Origin of the sequence: Meridianimaribacter sp. CL38, assembly GCF_004328055.1 — a bacterium.
Taxonomy (GTDB): domain Bacteria; phylum Bacteroidota; class Bacteroidia; order Flavobacteriales; family Flavobacteriaceae; genus Gaetbulibacter_B; species Gaetbulibacter_B jejuensis.
In genome coordinates this window covers 240,575-255,606 of record NZ_QKWS01000001.1, presented here as the reverse complement: position 1 = coordinate 255,606, position 15,032 = coordinate 240,575, and the positions used below count along the sequence as shown (strand labels likewise).

Annotated in this window: 14 protein-coding genes and 1 tRNA gene; 9 read left to right on the top strand and 6 right to left on the bottom strand. The window is 33.3% G+C overall.

The annotated features are described in order from the left end of the window. Nucleotides 1-45 precede the first annotated feature (45 nt). From DMZ43_RS01255 to der, 9 genes are all read left to right on the top strand, one after another. Entirely contained in the window at nucleotides 46-1,179 is a 1,134-nt protein-coding gene (locus tag DMZ43_RS01255) for an efflux RND transporter periplasmic adaptor subunit (RefSeq protein ID WP_131505882.1), read from the top strand. A 2-nt stretch (nucleotides 1,180-1,181) separates the two neighbouring features. Continuing rightward, entirely contained in the window at nucleotides 1,182-4,376 is a 3,195-nt protein-coding gene (locus tag DMZ43_RS01250) for an efflux RND transporter permease subunit (RefSeq protein ID WP_131505881.1), read from the top strand. Further along, on the top strand, nucleotides 4,366-5,682 hold the full coding sequence (locus DMZ43_RS01245; RefSeq protein WP_131505880.1) for a TolC family protein: 1,317 nt from the start codon (nucleotides 4,366-4,368) through the stop codon (nucleotides 5,680-5,682). Before DMZ43_RS01250 ends, DMZ43_RS01245 begins: the two co-directional genes overlap by 11 nt. A gap of 11 nt (nucleotides 5,683-5,693) precedes the next feature. After that, nucleotides 5,694-5,876 (top strand): CPXCG motif-containing cysteine-rich protein, encoded by a 183-nt coding sequence (locus DMZ43_RS01240; protein WP_131505879.1) that lies wholly within the window; start codon nucleotides 5,694-5,696, stop codon nucleotides 5,874-5,876. A gap of 143 nt (nucleotides 5,877-6,019) precedes the next feature. Beyond that, entirely contained in the window at nucleotides 6,020-6,925 is a 906-nt protein-coding gene (locus DMZ43_RS01235; protein WP_131505878.1) for a Two component regulator three Y domain protein, read from the top strand. Nucleotides 6,926-7,038: 113 nt separating this feature from the next. After that, nucleotides 7,039-7,111: transfer RNA gene (locus DMZ43_RS01230), tRNA-Met, on the top strand. A 155-nt stretch (nucleotides 7,112-7,266) separates the two neighbouring features. Further along, on the top strand, nucleotides 7,267-8,919 hold the full coding sequence (locus DMZ43_RS01225) for a solute:sodium symporter family transporter (RefSeq protein WP_131505877.1): 1,653 nt from the start codon (nucleotides 7,267-7,269) through the stop codon (nucleotides 8,917-8,919). Nucleotides 8,920-9,013: 94 nt separating this feature from the next. Next, nucleotides 9,014-9,895, top strand: a complete 882-nt coding sequence (gene era, locus DMZ43_RS01220; RefSeq protein ID WP_131506517.1) for a GTPase Era — start codon at nucleotides 9,014-9,016, stop codon at nucleotides 9,893-9,895. 66 nt (nucleotides 9,896-9,961) lie between these two features. Next, nucleotides 9,962-11,266, top strand: coding sequence for a ribosome biogenesis GTPase Der (gene der, locus DMZ43_RS01215; protein ID WP_131505876.1), 1,305 nt, complete (start codon nucleotides 9,962-9,964; stop codon nucleotides 11,264-11,266). Between the two features lie 11 nt (nucleotides 11,267-11,277). Here der and DMZ43_RS01210 read toward each other — a convergent pair whose 3' ends face one another. Genes DMZ43_RS01210 through DMZ43_RS01185 form a run of 6 tightly spaced genes read right to left on the bottom strand, consistent with a single transcriptional unit; the run spans nucleotide 11,278 to nucleotide 14,971 of the window. After that, a complete protein-coding gene (locus tag DMZ43_RS01210) occupies nucleotides 11,278-11,778 on the bottom strand; it encodes a YgcG family protein (RefSeq protein WP_131505875.1) in 501 nt (166 codons plus the stop codon). A 2-nt stretch (nucleotides 11,779-11,780) separates the two neighbouring features. Then, nucleotides 11,781-12,614: a YgcG family protein gene (locus DMZ43_RS01205; RefSeq protein ID WP_131505874.1), complete on the bottom strand. Its 834-nt coding sequence runs from the start codon at nucleotides 12,612-12,614 to the stop codon at nucleotides 11,781-11,783. Beyond that, entirely contained in the window at nucleotides 12,614-13,051 is a 438-nt protein-coding gene (locus tag DMZ43_RS01200; protein ID WP_131505873.1) for a TPM domain-containing protein, read from the bottom strand. The genes DMZ43_RS01205 and DMZ43_RS01200 overlap by 1 nt, the downstream gene beginning before the upstream one ends. Further along, nucleotides 13,051-13,653 (bottom strand): LemA family protein, encoded by a 603-nt coding sequence (locus tag DMZ43_RS01195; RefSeq protein WP_131505872.1) that lies wholly within the window; start codon nucleotides 13,651-13,653, stop codon nucleotides 13,051-13,053. Before DMZ43_RS01195 ends, DMZ43_RS01200 begins: the two co-directional genes overlap by 1 nt. Nucleotides 13,654-13,665: 12 nt before the next feature. Beyond that, nucleotides 13,666-13,995 carry a MerR family transcriptional regulator gene (locus DMZ43_RS01190; protein ID WP_131505871.1) on the bottom strand — a complete coding sequence of 110 codons (330 nt, stop codon included), beginning with the start codon at nucleotides 13,993-13,995 and terminating at the stop codon, nucleotides 13,666-13,668. A gap of 4 nt (nucleotides 13,996-13,999) precedes the next feature. Next, nucleotides 14,000-14,971: a M23 family metallopeptidase gene (locus DMZ43_RS01185; protein ID WP_129759165.1), complete on the bottom strand. Its 972-nt coding sequence runs from the start codon at nucleotides 14,969-14,971 to the stop codon at nucleotides 14,000-14,002. Nucleotides 14,972-15,032 lie beyond the last annotated feature (61 nt).

Below are 15,032 nucleotides of genomic sequence, written 5' to 3'. Positions count from 1 at the left end.
AAGCAAATAAATATTTTTGTAGGTATTACCATCAAAAATCATTTAATGAGAAAACTAATACTCTCAGCTATTGGGCTAGTTATTATTTTGTTAGCTGTTTTCGGAGCCTATTTAATCATTGAAAATAGCAATAAGCCAAAACCTAGAATAGAAAAAGTAGTAAAGACTGTTTTTGCTGAAACAGTAACAAATGCTACAGTTCCAATAACCATACCTGCAAATGGAACTTTGGTGGCAAAACATAAATTAGAACTATATTCCGAAGTACAAGGTGTTTTTCAAAGTAGTGCTCAAGATTTTAAAGCAGGACAACCATACCGAAAAGGCGAATCCTTAATTAGAATAAATAGTAGCGAGTATTATGCTTCAGTACAATCAGCAAAAAGTGATTTGTATAACTTGATAACTTCTATAATGCCAGATTTAAGACTGGATTACCCTGAAGTTTTCCCAGCCTGGGAAGCATATCTTAATAATTTTGATATTAGCAAAAGCGTTGCACCTTTGCCTGAAACCAATGATGAAAAAGCTAATTATTTCATTACAGGAAGAGGTATTGTGTCGTCTTACTACAATATTAAAAATTTAGAGCAACGTCTTTCAAAGTATAGTATTTATGCACCTTTTAATGGCATTTTAACCGAAGCTTTAGTAACTAAAGGTACTTTGGTACGTTCTGGTCAAAAATTAGGAGAATATATCGATACTTCGGTTTATGAGTTAGAATTGGCAATTAGTAAAACCTTTAGTGATTTACTTCAAATAGGAGAAAAAGTAGAGCTAAACACACTAGAAGGTAACCAAACCTATACAGGTAATGTGACAAGAGTTAATGGTAGAATTGACCAAGCTACTCAAACCATAAAAGTGTTTGTAGAAGTAAAAGGCGACAACTTAAAAGAAGGGATGTTTCTTGAAGCCAATTTGGAGGCTAAAGACGAACCAAATGCGATTAAAATTTCAAGAAAGCTACTAGTTGATGAATCTGAAATATTCATTATTAAAGACAGTATTTTAGATTTAATACAAGTTAAACCAGTTTATTTTTCACCAAAAGAAGTTGTGATAAAAGGTGTTCCTGACGGAACAAAAATTCTGTCTAAATCAGTCCCTGGAGCTTATGCTGGTATGCTAGTAAAAGTTAACCAAGAATCGACTTCACAACAAACCAATAACTGATTATGAGAAAAATAATTAGCTATTTCATAAAGTATGAAGTTGCAGTAAATATAATTATCATTGCGTTTCTCATCTTTGGGGTTTTAGGCGTTTTTCAATTAAAATCATCCTTTTTTCCGTTACAAGAATCTGAAACCATTTCCATAAATATTACCTACCCTGGAGCAGCACCTCAAGAGATCGAAGAAGGTATTGTTTTAAAAGTTGAAGACAACCTTAAAGGATTAGTAGGTGTTGAGCGAGTAACTTCCACCTCAAGAGAAAATGGAGGAAGCATTACCGTTGAAATTGAAAGTGATGAGGATATAGACGATATGCTCGCCGAAGTAAAGAATGCAGTTGATAGAGTGCCGAATTTCCCAACAGGAATGGAACCTTTAGTGGTTGCAAAACAAGAACGTATTAGACAAACCATTGATTTTGCCATTAGTGGAGATAATATTGAACTCGCTTCATTAAAACAAATAGGACGACAAATAGAAAACGATTTGAGAGCTATGGATGGGATTTCTCAAATCAGTATTTCTGGTTATCCTGAAGAAGAAATAGAAATTGCAGTACGAGAAAATGACCTTTTAGCGTATAACTTAACCTTTTCTGAGGTAGCAAATGCAGTCGCTCAAGCTAATATTTTATCCACTGGTGGAAATATAAAAACCGATAGTGAAGATTACTTAATTAGAGCAAACAATAGGTCTTATTATGGTAATGAGTTAAACCACTTGCCTGTTAGAGCAAGAGAAGATGGTACAGTAGTACGATTGCAAGATGTGGCAACTATAAAAGACCGTTTTTCTGAAACACCAAATGCATCCTATTTTAATGGTAATGTTGCAGTAAATGTTGAAATTACAAATACAAATAGCGAAGACCTTCTTTCTGCTGCAGAAAAAGTAAACGCGTACATTGAGGAATTTAATCAAAAGCATTCAGGAGTTAAAATAGATGTAGTTAGCGACTCTTCAATACGGTTAAACCAAAGAACACAATTACTTTTAGAAAATGGTGCAGTAGGTATCTTGTTAGTGTTATTCTTTTTATCACTATTTCTTAATACGCGTTTAGCTTTTTGGGTGGCGTTAGGTTTACCAGTAGCCTTTTTAGGAATGTTCATTTTTGCACCTTTGTTTAATGTAACCATTAATGTATTGTCTTTGTTTGGAATGATAATAGTTATTGGTATTCTGGTAGATGATGGTATTGTAATTTCTGAAAATATCTACCAGCATTTTGAAAAAGGAAAACCAAGAATACAAGCTGCAATAGATGGTACCATGGAAGTTGTACCTCCTATTTTATCAGCGATTCTTACAACCGTTTTAGCCTTTTCAACGTTTCTGTTTTTAGATGGTCGTATAGGAGCGTTTTTTAGCGAAGTTTCGGTTATTGTAATGTTGACCTTAGTTGTGTCGTTGGTTGAAGCATTAATTATTCTTCCTGCTCATATTGCACATTCTAAAGCGCTTACACATCTTTCCGAAGAAGAAAAGGCAAAGAAAAAAGGAATAGCAAAACTGTTTTTAAAACTTAGGAAGTTTAATGAGCTAGGAGACAAATTCATGGTGTATCTTAGAGATACGTTATACACTCCAGCATTACGATTTGCTTTAAACCAACGCTTTATAACATTTGCAATACTCTTAGCTATGATGATTCTTACCATAGGATCTTTTCAAGCAGGTCTTATTAGAAGTGCGTTTTTCCCAAGTATTGCGAGTGATAGAGTGAGTATAGACTTATTAATGCCTGAAGGAACAAACCCAAAAATCACAGACTCAATAATAACCATGGTTGAAACTGCTGCTTGGGAAGTTAACGAGGATTACACACAAAGGCAATCTGGTAATAAGCAAGTGGTTCAAAATATTATTAAACGTGTAGGTCCAGGAAACAACAAAGCAAGTTTAAGTGTTAACTTGTTACCAGGAGAAGAACGTGATTTTGGTTCACCTGAAATTACAAATTCTATTAGAGAAGCTGTTGGAGAAGTGTATGGAGTGGAGCGTTTAACTTTTGGTTCGGGAGGAAACTTTGGAGGCAATCCTGTGTCTATTTCTTTATTAGGAAATAATACCGAAGAGCTTAAATTGGCTAAAGATGAATTGAGGCTCGCCTTAGAAAATAATCCACTTTTAACTGATATTTCTGATACTGACCCAGAAGGAATAAAGGAAATTAATATTGAGCTTAAAGAATCGGCTTATGCACTTGGTTTAAATTTAAGAGAAGTGATGAGTCAAGTGAGAGCAGGTTTTTTTGGTTTGCAAGCACAACGTTTTCAACGTGGTCAAGATGAAATTCGTGTTTGGGTACGATATGATAGAGTTAATAGAGAATCAATTAACGATCTTGATGAAATGCGTATCGTTACACCTTTAGGTCAACGAGTTCCATTTGGAGAAATAGCAACTTATGAAATTAAAAGAGGCGACGAGAGTATTAGTCACCTTGACGGAAGAAGAGAAATTCAGGTTAATGCAGACTTGAAAGATATTAAAGGAAGTCCAACCGAGATTTTACAAGACATAAGAACCAATGTTATGCCAGAGCTGATGTCTAAATATCCTACCATTAGTGCATCTTACGAAGGGCAAAACAGAGAGAAAAACAAGCTCACCAATTCAGCAAGAATAGTAGTGCCAGTTGTTATATTCTTAATATATGTAGTTATTGCGTTTACATTTAGAAGTTATAGTCAACCATTATTGTTGATACTTATGATTCCGTTTAGTTTCATAGCAGTAGCTTGGGGACATTGGTTTCATGATTTTCCAATTAATATCTTGTCAGCTTTAGGAATTATTGCACTAGTTGGAATTATGGTAAATGATGGATTGGTACTCATAGGTAAATTCAATTCCTTTTTAAAAGAAGGAATGAAATTTGACGATGCCCTTTTTGAGGCAGGTAAAGCCCGATTTAGAGCTATATTCTTAACCTCATTAACTACAATTGCAGGTATTGCACCTTTACTTTTAGAAAAGAGTAGGCAAGCACAATTTTTAAAGCCAATGGCAATTTCAATAGCCTATGGTATTGGTATCGCTACAGTTTTAACATTGTTAATTTTACCACTTTTAATTTCAGTGACGAATAGCGCAAAAAAGAATTCTAAATGGTTGGCAACAGGTAAAAATGTTACTAAAGAAGAAGTAGAACGTGCTATAAAAGAACAAAATATTGAAGATGAACATTAAGTATTCTATATCTGTAATTTTTATTTTAATAGCGAGTTTAGTCAGCGCTCAAGATGTACTCACTACACAAGAAGCAATTGAAATTGCTTTGGAGAATAACTATGGTATTAAAATAGCGAATAAAAATGTTGAAATTGCCGAAAATAATACCAATGTTTTAAATACTGGATACTTGCCAACAGTAACAGCAAGTGGAGGAGCAACATATAATATTGATAATACAGAAGCAGAGTTTTCTGATGGAAGTGTTACAACTTTAGAAGGTGCCGAAAGTTCGCGTTACAATGCGTCAATTAACCTAAACTATACATTATTTGATGGATTAGGAAGACGATATAACTACAAAAGATTAAAGGAAGAAGAGCAATTATCAGAACTACAAGCAAGAGAAACAATTGAAAACACAATATTGCAATTACTCTCAGTATATTACAATGTAGCTCAATTGTCTGAAAATACTTCGGCTTTAGAACAAACCTTAAACATCTCAAAAGATAGGTTAACAAGAGCACAATACCAGTTTGATTATGGTCAAAGCACAAAACTTGGTGTATTGAACGCTCAAGTTGATATTAATAACGACAGCATTAATTACATTAACGCTAATCAGCAATTAAAAAATTCTAAACGCGATTTAAATGTTGTGATGGGTAATGTTATGAATTCTCAGTTTGAAGCAGATACTTTGGTAACGTTTAAACTTCAGCTTAATAAAGACCAATTGTTAGAACAAATGAAATCTAACAACGTTACATTATTACAATTAGAAAAAAACATTTTAATAAGCGAATACGATATAAAATTTAATAAGGCTGCATATTTACCAACCTTAGGGTTAACAGGTTCTTATGGATGGAATAAAAATAATAACAATGCCGCATCATTCTTAGCTGTATCAACTAATACAGGTTTGTCTGGTGGATTAAATTTAAGCTGGAATTTATTTGATGGAGGAAGCGCTATAACCAGAGTTAAAAACGCTAAAATAAATTTAGAAACTCAGCAGTTACAAAAAGATCAAATTATAATTGATATCGAACGAAACTTCAATAATGCTTGGGACGATTACCAAAACAAGTTAATGATATATAGGGTTCAGGAAGAAAATATAATCATCTCTAAAAATAATTTCGACCGTACTCAAGAAAAATTTAAACTCGGTCAAGTAACTTCTATAGAGTTTAGACAAGCTCAATTAAACTTGCTTAATGCTGAGCTTAGTAAAAACCAAGCAAAATATGATGCTAAATTAGCTGAACTTACCCTTCTTCAAATCAGTGGTGAGTTGTTGAATGTTCAATTTTAAAAGCGTGGTAAATGGAAGAACATTTTTTTCAATGTCCTTACTGTTGGGAAGAAGTTTCCATGCTTGTTGATACTTCACAAAGTAATCAAAACTACATCGAAGATTGTGAGGTTTGTTGCAACCCTATTAGGTTGAATATCAGTGTAAAAAACAATCAAATTTCTGGTTTTGAAGCAAATAATATAGAACAGTAGTGTTTTGTTAGTTTTCTGAAAATCAATTATTTGTGTTTTTTGGGTGTTGCGGATTTGTGCATTTCATCGAAAATAATTGGTGATTCAACGACTTATATCTATATTCGTTATATAAATGTGCTCCCTCAACAAAATCTACTATTATGAAAACCATAAAAACCACATTGTTATTCTGTCTAGTAACAGTTTTTTCATTTGCTAGTATTTCCACCAAAGAAAAAGATGCTTTAAAAGCACTATATAACTCTACAGGAGGTCAATCTTGGACTAAAACTTGGGATTTAAATGCGCCTGTATCTAATTGGCATGGAGTTGTTGTTAGAAATGATAAAGTTGTTGAATTGAATTTAGAGTTCAATAACTTAACAGGAAATTTACCATTTGAATTTGGTGATTTAGTTAATCTTGAAAAAATCAACTTTTTCAGAAATAACATCACAGGTAGCATTCCTTCTTCAATAGGAAAATTAAAATCCTTAAGATATTTAAACATAGCTTTCAATAAGCTTAATGGAGAGTTGCCACATACAATTACTGATTTAACATCATTAGTTTCATTGCAGTTATACATGAATAGTATTGAAGGAACAATACCTTCTCAAATAGGTAATTTAACAAGGTTAAGAACATTAGAATTATATAACAACAACTTAAAAGGTTCAATTCCTGCTTCTATTGAAAAGTTGACTAACCTGAGAGAATTTTTAGTTAGCAGTAATAACTTAACAGGAAAGCTTCCTTCAAGCATTTCTAATCTTAAAAAACTTAAAGTATTAAGCGTTTTTGATAATAACTTATTTGGAATAGTGCCTTCTTCAATTGGTGACTTAACTAATTTAGAAGAGTTAGTACTTGCTGATAATGCCTTTTATGGTGATTTACCATCTGAATTAGCAAGCTTAACAAATCTAAAAGTGTTATTATTAGGAAATAATGCATTTAAAGGAGACTTAGCATCTTTACAAGATAAGTTTCCAAATATTAGAAACTTTGATGCTCAAAATAATAACTCTAAAGGAAGCATTGCAACTTTAGATACTGAAGATTAAATTTTTAAAGTATTTTAATTAGTTATTTCTCCCAACAGATTTTTCTGTTGGGAGTTTTATTTTGAATAAAGTTTTGTAATCAAAAAAAACGTATTATATTTGCAGTCCAATATCGCGGGATAGAGCAGTAGGTAGCTCGTCGGGCTCATAACCCGAAGGTCACTGGTTCGAGTCCAGTTCCCGCTACAACAAGCCAAATACGAAAGTGTTTGGCTTTTTAATTTTATGAAAAGCCTGAGAATACCAATTATAAACTATATTTTAGTTACTTTTATAAATTAGAGGCATTGAGCATAGTTTTTTGCCCTTTATAACTAACTAATATTTAACGTAACATTATTATGATTGGAATTCTATCCTTTGTTGGGTTTACTGCGCTTGTGGCTATAATTTCCTATTATGCAACGCGTAAAACTGATGAAAAATCTTCCGATGGATACTTTTTAGGAGGACGAAGTCTAACTGCAGGAGTTATTGCAGGATCTTTATTATTGACTAATTTATCAACCGAACAAATTGTTGGTCTTAATGGTAGCGCATATACTGATGGTTTATCAGTAATGGCATGGGAAACCTTAGCAGCTATTGCTATGATTGTAACTGCTATTTTCTTGTTGCCAAGATACCTTAAAAGTGGACTAACAACAATTCCTCAGTTTTTAGCAAATAGATTTGACGTCTCTACTAAAACTATAACATCAGCTTTGTTTTTGACGGGTTATGTTGTGGTATTGCTACCTGTAATTTTGTACTCTGGTTCTGTAGCAATTAGCGGAATGTTTGATGTGCCAACACTATTAAACGTTTCAGATTCTTCAGCTTTGGTAATTTGTATTTGGGGAATTGGAATAATTGGATCTATTTATGCAGTTTTTGGTGGCTTAAAAGCTGTTGTAGTATCAGATTCAATTAACGCAATAGGTTTATTGATAGGAGGAATATTGATACCAGTTTTCGGATTAATGGCAATTGGTGATGGTTCGGTTTTTGGAGGTTTAGAAACACTTATGTCTGCAAACCCAGAGCGTTTTGATTCTACAGGTAACCCAGGACAAGAGGTTCCTTTTTCAACCATTTTTACAGGAATGATGTTGGTTCAGTTATTTTATTGGGGAACCAACCAACAAATCATACAAAGAGCACTTGGGGCTAAAAACTTAGCTGAAGGACAAAAAGGATTAGTACTTGCTTCATTTATAAAAATTTTAGGACCATTAATTTTAGTGCTTCCAGGTATGATTGCCTATTACTATTTTGAAGGTGGACTTGCTTCTAGTGATTTAGCGTATCCTGAATTAGTACGAGCTGTATTACCTAAATATCTTGTTGGATTTTTCGCAGCAGTGTTGTTTGGTGCTATTTTAAGTTCTTTTAATAGTGTATTGAATAGTTCGGTAACATTGTTTGGTATTGATATTTACAAACAACATATCAATAAAAATGCCGATGAATCTACAGTTGTAAAATATGGTAAAATCTTTGGTATATGCTTAGCATTGGCAGCAATGTTTATTGCTCCTATGATAGAAAATGCAGGAAGCTTATTTAAGTATTTACAAGAAATTAATGGTATTTACAGTATTCCAATTCTTACAATTATTGTTGTTGGATATTTAACCAAAAGAGTACCAGCCATTGCTGCTAAAATTGGTATTATATCAGGATCAATAATGTATATTGTTAGTCAGTTCATAATTGGTCCAAATAAAGTAGAAAAAGCATTAGAAGCAGCAAAAGCTTCAGGTGTTACAGATCCTGCTACATTAAAGCTGGTAGAAGCCGAAGCATATCCACACTTTTTGCACATTATGGCTATCTTGTTTGTAGCTAACATTATAATAATGCTTGTGATTGGATATTTCTTCCCAAGAAAAGAAGCTTATGTGCAAGAGTATACTGAGCAAGTTGATATTACACCATGGAAACATGTAAAGCTTGTAGGCGGATTAATTACACTTATAGTAATTGCTATTTACGTCTATTTTTCAAAGTAAAATAAACCTCAAATAATTTATAAAACCTTTCAAATAGTTTGAAAGGTTTTTTTATAATATTAAGCTGTATCTTTGCCAACAAGAATTAATGAAAATGCATAAAGCTGGATTTGTAAATATTATAGGAAACCCTAACGTTGGTAAGTCAACACTTATGAATGCGTTTATAGGTGAAAAATTATCAATAATAACTTCTAAGGCGCAAACTACTCGTCATAGAATATTAGGTATTGTAAATGGAGACGATTTTCAGGTAGTTTTAAGTGATACACCAGGAATTATAAAACCAGCATATGAGCTTCAAGAATCCATGATGGATTTTGTGAAATCTGCTTTTGATGATGCTGATGTGTTAATTTACATGGTAGAAATTGGAGAAAAGGAGTTGAAAGATGAAGCCTTTTTCAAGAAAATCACCAATTCTAAAATTCCTGTTTTATTATTATTGAATAAAATAGATACTTCTGACCAGCAACAGCTAGAAGAGCAAGTTCAATCTTGGGCAATAAAAGTGCCAAATGCTGAAATTTTTCCTATTTCCGCATTAGAAGGATTTCAAGTAAAAGAAGTGTTTAACAGAATTATAGAGTTGCTTCCTGAGTCGCCACCTTTTTACCCAAAAGATCAGCTTACTGATAAACCTGAACGCTTTTTTGTTAATGAAACCATTCGCGAAAAAATACTTTTACACTACAAGAAAGAAATTCCTTATGCTGTAGAGATTGATACCGAAGAGTTTTTTGAAGAAGAAAATATTATTAGAATGCGTTCGGTAATTATGGTAGAGCGCGATACTCAAAAAGGTATTATCATTGGACATAAAGGCTCTGCTTTAAAACGCGTAGGTATTGAGGCTAGAAAAGATTTAGAAAAATTTTTTGGAAAACAAATTCATTTAGAATTATACGTAAAAGTCAATAAAAATTGGCGTACAAATACAAATCAATTAAAGCGTTTTGGGTATAACCAAAAGTAAAACACTTTTTTATCTAAAAATACTGCAAACTAATATTATCTTTGCAGGCGCAAAAAAATAATCATAATGAGCAACATAGTAGCTATTGTAGGAAGACCAAATGTAGGAAAATCAACCTTCTTTAATCGTTTAATACAGCGTAGAGAAGCCATTGTTGATGCTGTTAGTGGAGTTACCAGAGACCGTCATTATGGAAAAAGTGACTGGAACGGTAAAGAGTTTTCTCTTATCGATACAGGTGGTTATGTTATTGGTAGTGATGATGTTTTTGAAGCCGAAATTGATAAACAAGTAGAACTTGCTATAGATGAAGCTGATGCCATTATTTTTATGGTTGATGTAGAAACTGGTGTGACAGGAATGGACGAGGACGTTGCTAAACTTCTTCGTAAAGTTGAAAAACCAGTGTTTTTAGCTGTTAATAAAGTTGACAATGCTAAGCGTGCTGAAGATGCAGTAGAGTTTTATGCATTAGGTCTTGGAGAGTACTATACTATTGCAAGTATTAATGGTAGTGGAACAGGAGATTTGTTAGATGCTCTAGTTGAAGCCTTACCTGAAAAAGAAGAAGTAGAAGAAGAAGAGTTGCCACGTTTTGCAGTTGTAGGTCGTCCCAATGCAGGAAAATCTTCTTTTATCAATGCCTTGATAGGTGAAGATAGATATATAGTTACTGATATTGCTGGTACTACAAGAGATTCCATTGATACAAAATATAATCGTTTTGGTTTTGAGTTCAATTTAGTAGACACCGCAGGAATACGTAAAAAATCTAAAGTAAAAGAAAACCTTGAGTTTTATTCAGTAATGCGAAGCGTTAGAGCTATTGAACATTGCGATGTGTGCTTATTGGTTTTAGATGCTACAAGAGGGTTTGATGGTCAAGTACAAAACATTTTTTGGCTAGCCGAACGTAACCGTAAAGGCATTGTTATTTTGGTGAACAAATGGGATTTGGTTGAAAAGGATAATAAAACAACTAGAGAGTTTGAAAAAATGATAAGACGAGAAACTGAACCTTTTGTTGATGTGCCAATTGTGTTTATTTCGGTATTGAACAAGCAACGTATTTTTAAAGCTATTGAAACAGCTGTTGAAGTTTATAAAAACAGAACAAAGCGTATAAAGACTAGTGTGCTTAATGAAGTATTATTACCAATTATAGACCATAATCCACCACCAGCATATAAAGGTAAGTATGTAAAAATCAAATACATTATGCAATTGCCAACACCACAACCGCAATTTGCATTTTTCTGTAATTTACCTCAATATGTAAAAGAACCTTATAAGCGCTTTTTAGAAAATAAACTTAGGGAACATTTTGATTTTCATGGAGTTCCTGTTAGCGTTTATATGCGTAAGAAATAGCTGCTATTTTATTAATTCCATTTTTTTATAATTGAATCTAGAGCATTATTAATGCCTTGGTAGTAATTCTCTTTTTTAAAAAAGGGAAGCATTGAAGTATCAATGATATCTTGACAGATGGAATCTGTAAGTGTTTTTTCAGTTCCATAACCTGTTGCAATTGCTACTTGTTTTTGTGGTTTGCAAATAGCAATAATTAATCCATTGTCTTTTTTGTATTGTCCAACTCTCCAATAATTCCCAATTTCAGTAGCGTATTCCTGTATACTTAAATGATTCGGAACTATTGAGTCTATAGTGATAACTACTATTTGATTGGTAGTTGTAGATTCATAATCGGCTATTTTATGAGATAAAGCGTTTTCTTCTTCAAAAGAAAAAAGATTTGAAAAGTCAGAAATAATATTCTGTTGTTCATTCTTGGGCAAATGTGAAAAAGGATTCTTCCTTTCTGGTTGATGTCCTTTGCACGAAATAAATATGATAAATAATAATAGAACCGCTTTTTTCATAACTACCAACTTCCTGAGGCTCCACCACCTCCAAATCCGCCTCCACCGAAGCCACCACTAAAACCACCTCCACCAAAGCTTCCACCACCTGAACTTCCGCCAAAAATACCTCCACCAGAACTTCTCCCGTAACTGCCTCGTCCCATATTACTTAAAATAATGGCTTCTAAAATATCTCTACTGTCTAAGTCTTTACCTTTGCCACCACTATTTCCGCCACCTTTACCACGACGATTACTAGAAATTGCTATTAAGAGCACAATAAACATCACAAACAAGACCACAAAAACACCAATAGGAAAACTATAGTCTTCTTTAGTAGATTCGGCTTTAAATTCACCGTTTAATACTTCAAAAATTGCGTCTGTTCCTTTGTCTAGTCCACTGTAAAAATTCCCTTTTTTAAATTCAGGAATCATGACTCTGTTTATAATACGTTCGGCTAAAATATCAGTAAGTCGATATTCCATACCGTAACCTGTATTAATATCTATTTGACGGTCGTCTTTAGCGAGTAAGATTAAAATTCCGTTATCCTCTTTAGCTTGTCCAATTCCCCATTTGTGTCCCCAATTTGCACCAACTAGCGTAATGTCATCTCCATTTAATGTGCTAATGATAGCAACTACTATTTGAGATGAAGTAGAATCGGCATATTTTATCAGTTTTTGCTCTAAATGGTCTTTTTGAGAGTTAGATAACAATCCAATATAGTCGTAAACGCTAGTTTGATCGCTACCTGTAGGTTTTTCAGGGATTTTAAATTGAGCAAATGAAAACTGAGTAGCAAAAAAGCATACAATCACAAAACATAATATGTAAACTCTATTGCGCATTAAATTTTTGATATTTCATTTGGGAGTTCATCAGTATCAAAATGATTCCAAGGGAAGTGATGCTGTAATTGCTCACCAGCAGTTAAAATGCCATAGATTAATCCGTCCTTATAGCGACCAGATTTAAAATGAGATTGGATAGTGTTTTTTGTGCTTTCCCAAAAGTCATTAGCCACAACATTATTAATGCCTTTGTCTCCATAAATAGCAAACGACTTGTCTTCTATAGCTACATAAATTAAAACACCATTTTGCAATTTGGTATTGTCCATTTTTAAATAATGAAACACTTCCATAGCACGTGCTTCGGCATTTCCATTATCGTTTTTTTCTAAATGAACACGAATTTCACCCGAAGTTAAACGTTCAGCGTCTCGTATGGCTTTAATAACCTCTTGTTCTTCGGTTTGTGAAAGAAAATTTTCAACGGTAGACATTAATTGTCAGATTTGTAATCGTTTATGTCAATACCTTTTTCAGCACCTTCGTCAGCTTCAAAACGTTCTTTTTTCTCAAATCCAAAAAAGCTTGCGTACAGGTTGTTAGGAAACTGTCTTACTAAGTTATTGTAAGGTGTAATAGTTTCATTAAAACGGTCGCGTTCTACTTTAATTCGTTTTTCAACACGATCAAGACTGTTCATCAATTCCTTGTAGTTTTCATTAGCTTTTAAGTCTGGATAGCGCTCAAAAACAGCTAGTAACCTGGATAAAGCTGAGGTCATAGTGCTTTGCACTTCTTTAAACTGGGTGAGTTGCTCAGGAGTAATATTTGATGGGTCAATTTGTATGCTTGTGGCTTTAGAACGCGCATCAGTAACTATTTTAAAAGTTTCTTGCTCATATTCGGCATAGCGTTCGGCTACTTTCATTAAGTTAGGTATAAGGTCACTTCTTAATTGGTAAGCACTTTCTACTTTGGACCACTGCTCGCCAATGTTTTCGTCAAGGCTTATAGCTTCGTTGTAAAAACCTTTTCCTTTAGTGTACAAACCTATTGCGATTATTGCAACAATAATCCATGGTAACCATTTTTTCATGATAAGAGAGTTTTAAAGTTGTGATTTAATTTTGATTAGTTGCGCCTTTATAGCTTCTAATTTACTAATTATTTCAAAATTACTTAGCGATTTTTTCTTTTCTTCTTTAAGATGAGTTTTTGCACCTTCAAGAGTAAATCCTCGTTCTTTTACCAAGTGGTAAATAAACTTTAGGTTTTTAATATCTTCTGGTGTGAATTTACGGTTGCCTTTTGCATTTTTTTTAGGCTTTAGAATATCAAACTCTTTTTCCCAAAAACGAATCAATGATGCATTGACATCAAAAGCTTTTGCAACTTCGCCAATGCCATAGTATCGTTTTTCTGGGAGTTCTATATGCATAAAATTAATCTAAAGATTGGTTTTCTAAAGAAGCTTTTTCTAGTAAGTCAGAGAATTCTTCAGCAGATAAATTTCCGTAATAAAAGTTAATAGGGTTGATGCGTTCGCCATCTTTAAAAATCTCATAGTGTAAATGTGGAGCTTCCGAACGTCCTGTACTACCAACAAAACCTATTAAATCACCACGTTTAACCTTTTGGTTAGCACGTACATTGTAGTTGTATAAGTGCGCATAAAGGCTAACATATCCGTAACCATGGTCTATTCTAATATGTTTTCCATAACCAGTAGCTCTGTTGTCTGCTCTGGTAACAACACCATCTCCAGAAGCGTAAACAGGAGTTCCGCGAGGAGCTGTAAAATCCATACCAAAATGAAATTTTCTTACTTTAGTAAAAGGGTCAGTTCTATAACCATAACCTGATGCCATGCGAGTTAATTCGGCATTGTTAACAGGTTGAATGGCAGGTATTGAGGCTAAAAACTTTTCTTTGTCTTTTGCTAAAGTTGCTATTTCGTCTAATGAGCGTGATTGCACAACAATTTGCTTTTGAAGAATGTCCATTCTTCGGTGGCTTTCAATAATTAATTTAGAGTTGTCAAATCCTTCTAAGTCTTTGTAACGGTTAATACCGCCAAAACCAGCTTTTCGTTGTTCTTCAGGAATAGGGTTTGCTTCAAAATATAGTCGATAAATAGCATTGTCACGCTCTTCAATATTGGCAAGTACATCTTGCGTTTCATCCATTTTTTTATTGAGCAACTGAAATTGTAGCTGCATATTAGAAAGCTCACGTTTTAAAGCCTTTTCTTTTGGAGATTCAATATACTGACTTGCGATAAACACAAATAAAAAACCAAACAAGGCAGAAGCTAATAAAAACAGTGAAATGTACTTAAATGTTCGTCTCTTCTTTCGTTCTATTTTTCTATACGAAAGTGTTTCAGAATCATAATAATATTTTACCTTACTCATTTCTTTATTTATACTATTTTTGCAATTGATAAAATCATTTCAATCAAATGAATTTTATTTG

Bases quoted from the DNA above. Each gene is read 5' to 3' on its own strand.
- DMZ43_RS01190 (WP_131505871.1), bottom strand. From the start codon at position 13,995: ATGCATATAGAACTCCCAGAAAAACGATACTATGGCATTGGCGAAGTT.
- der (WP_131505876.1), top strand. From the start codon at position 9,962: ATGAGCAACATAGTAGCTATTGTAGGAAGACCAAATGTAGGAAAATCA.
- DMZ43_RS01210 (WP_131505875.1), bottom strand. From the start codon at position 11,778: ATGAAAAAAGCGGTTCTATTATTATTTATCATATTTATTTCGTGCAAA.
- DMZ43_RS01235 (WP_131505878.1), top strand. From the start codon at position 6,020: ATGAAAACCATAAAAACCACATTGTTATTCTGTCTAGTAACAGTTTTT.
- DMZ43_RS01205 (WP_131505874.1), bottom strand. From the start codon at position 12,614: ATGCGCAATAGAGTTTACATATTATGTTTTGTGATTGTATGCTTTTTT.
- DMZ43_RS01245 (WP_131505880.1), top strand. From the start codon at position 4,366: ATGAACATTAAGTATTCTATATCTGTAATTTTTATTTTAATAGCGAGT.
- DMZ43_RS01195 (WP_131505872.1), bottom strand. From the start codon at position 13,653: ATGAAAAAATGGTTACCATGGATTATTGTTGCAATAATCGCAATAGGT.
- DMZ43_RS01240 (WP_131505879.1), top strand. From the start codon at position 5,694: ATGGAAGAACATTTTTTTCAATGTCCTTACTGTTGGGAAGAAGTTTCC.
- era (WP_131506517.1), top strand. From the start codon at position 9,014: ATGCATAAAGCTGGATTTGTAAATATTATAGGAAACCCTAACGTTGGT.
- DMZ43_RS01225 (WP_131505877.1), top strand. From the start codon at position 7,267: ATGATTGGAATTCTATCCTTTGTTGGGTTTACTGCGCTTGTGGCTATA.
- DMZ43_RS01250 (WP_131505881.1), top strand. From the start codon at position 1,182: ATGAGAAAAATAATTAGCTATTTCATAAAGTATGAAGTTGCAGTAAAT.
- DMZ43_RS01185 (WP_129759165.1), bottom strand. From the start codon at position 14,971: ATGAGTAAGGTAAAATATTATTATGATTCTGAAACACTTTCGTATAGA.
- DMZ43_RS01255 (WP_131505882.1), top strand. From the start codon at position 46: ATGAGAAAACTAATACTCTCAGCTATTGGGCTAGTTATTATTTTGTTA.
- DMZ43_RS01200 (WP_131505873.1), bottom strand. From the start codon at position 13,051: ATGTCTACCGTTGAAAATTTTCTTTCACAAACCGAAGAACAAGAGGTT.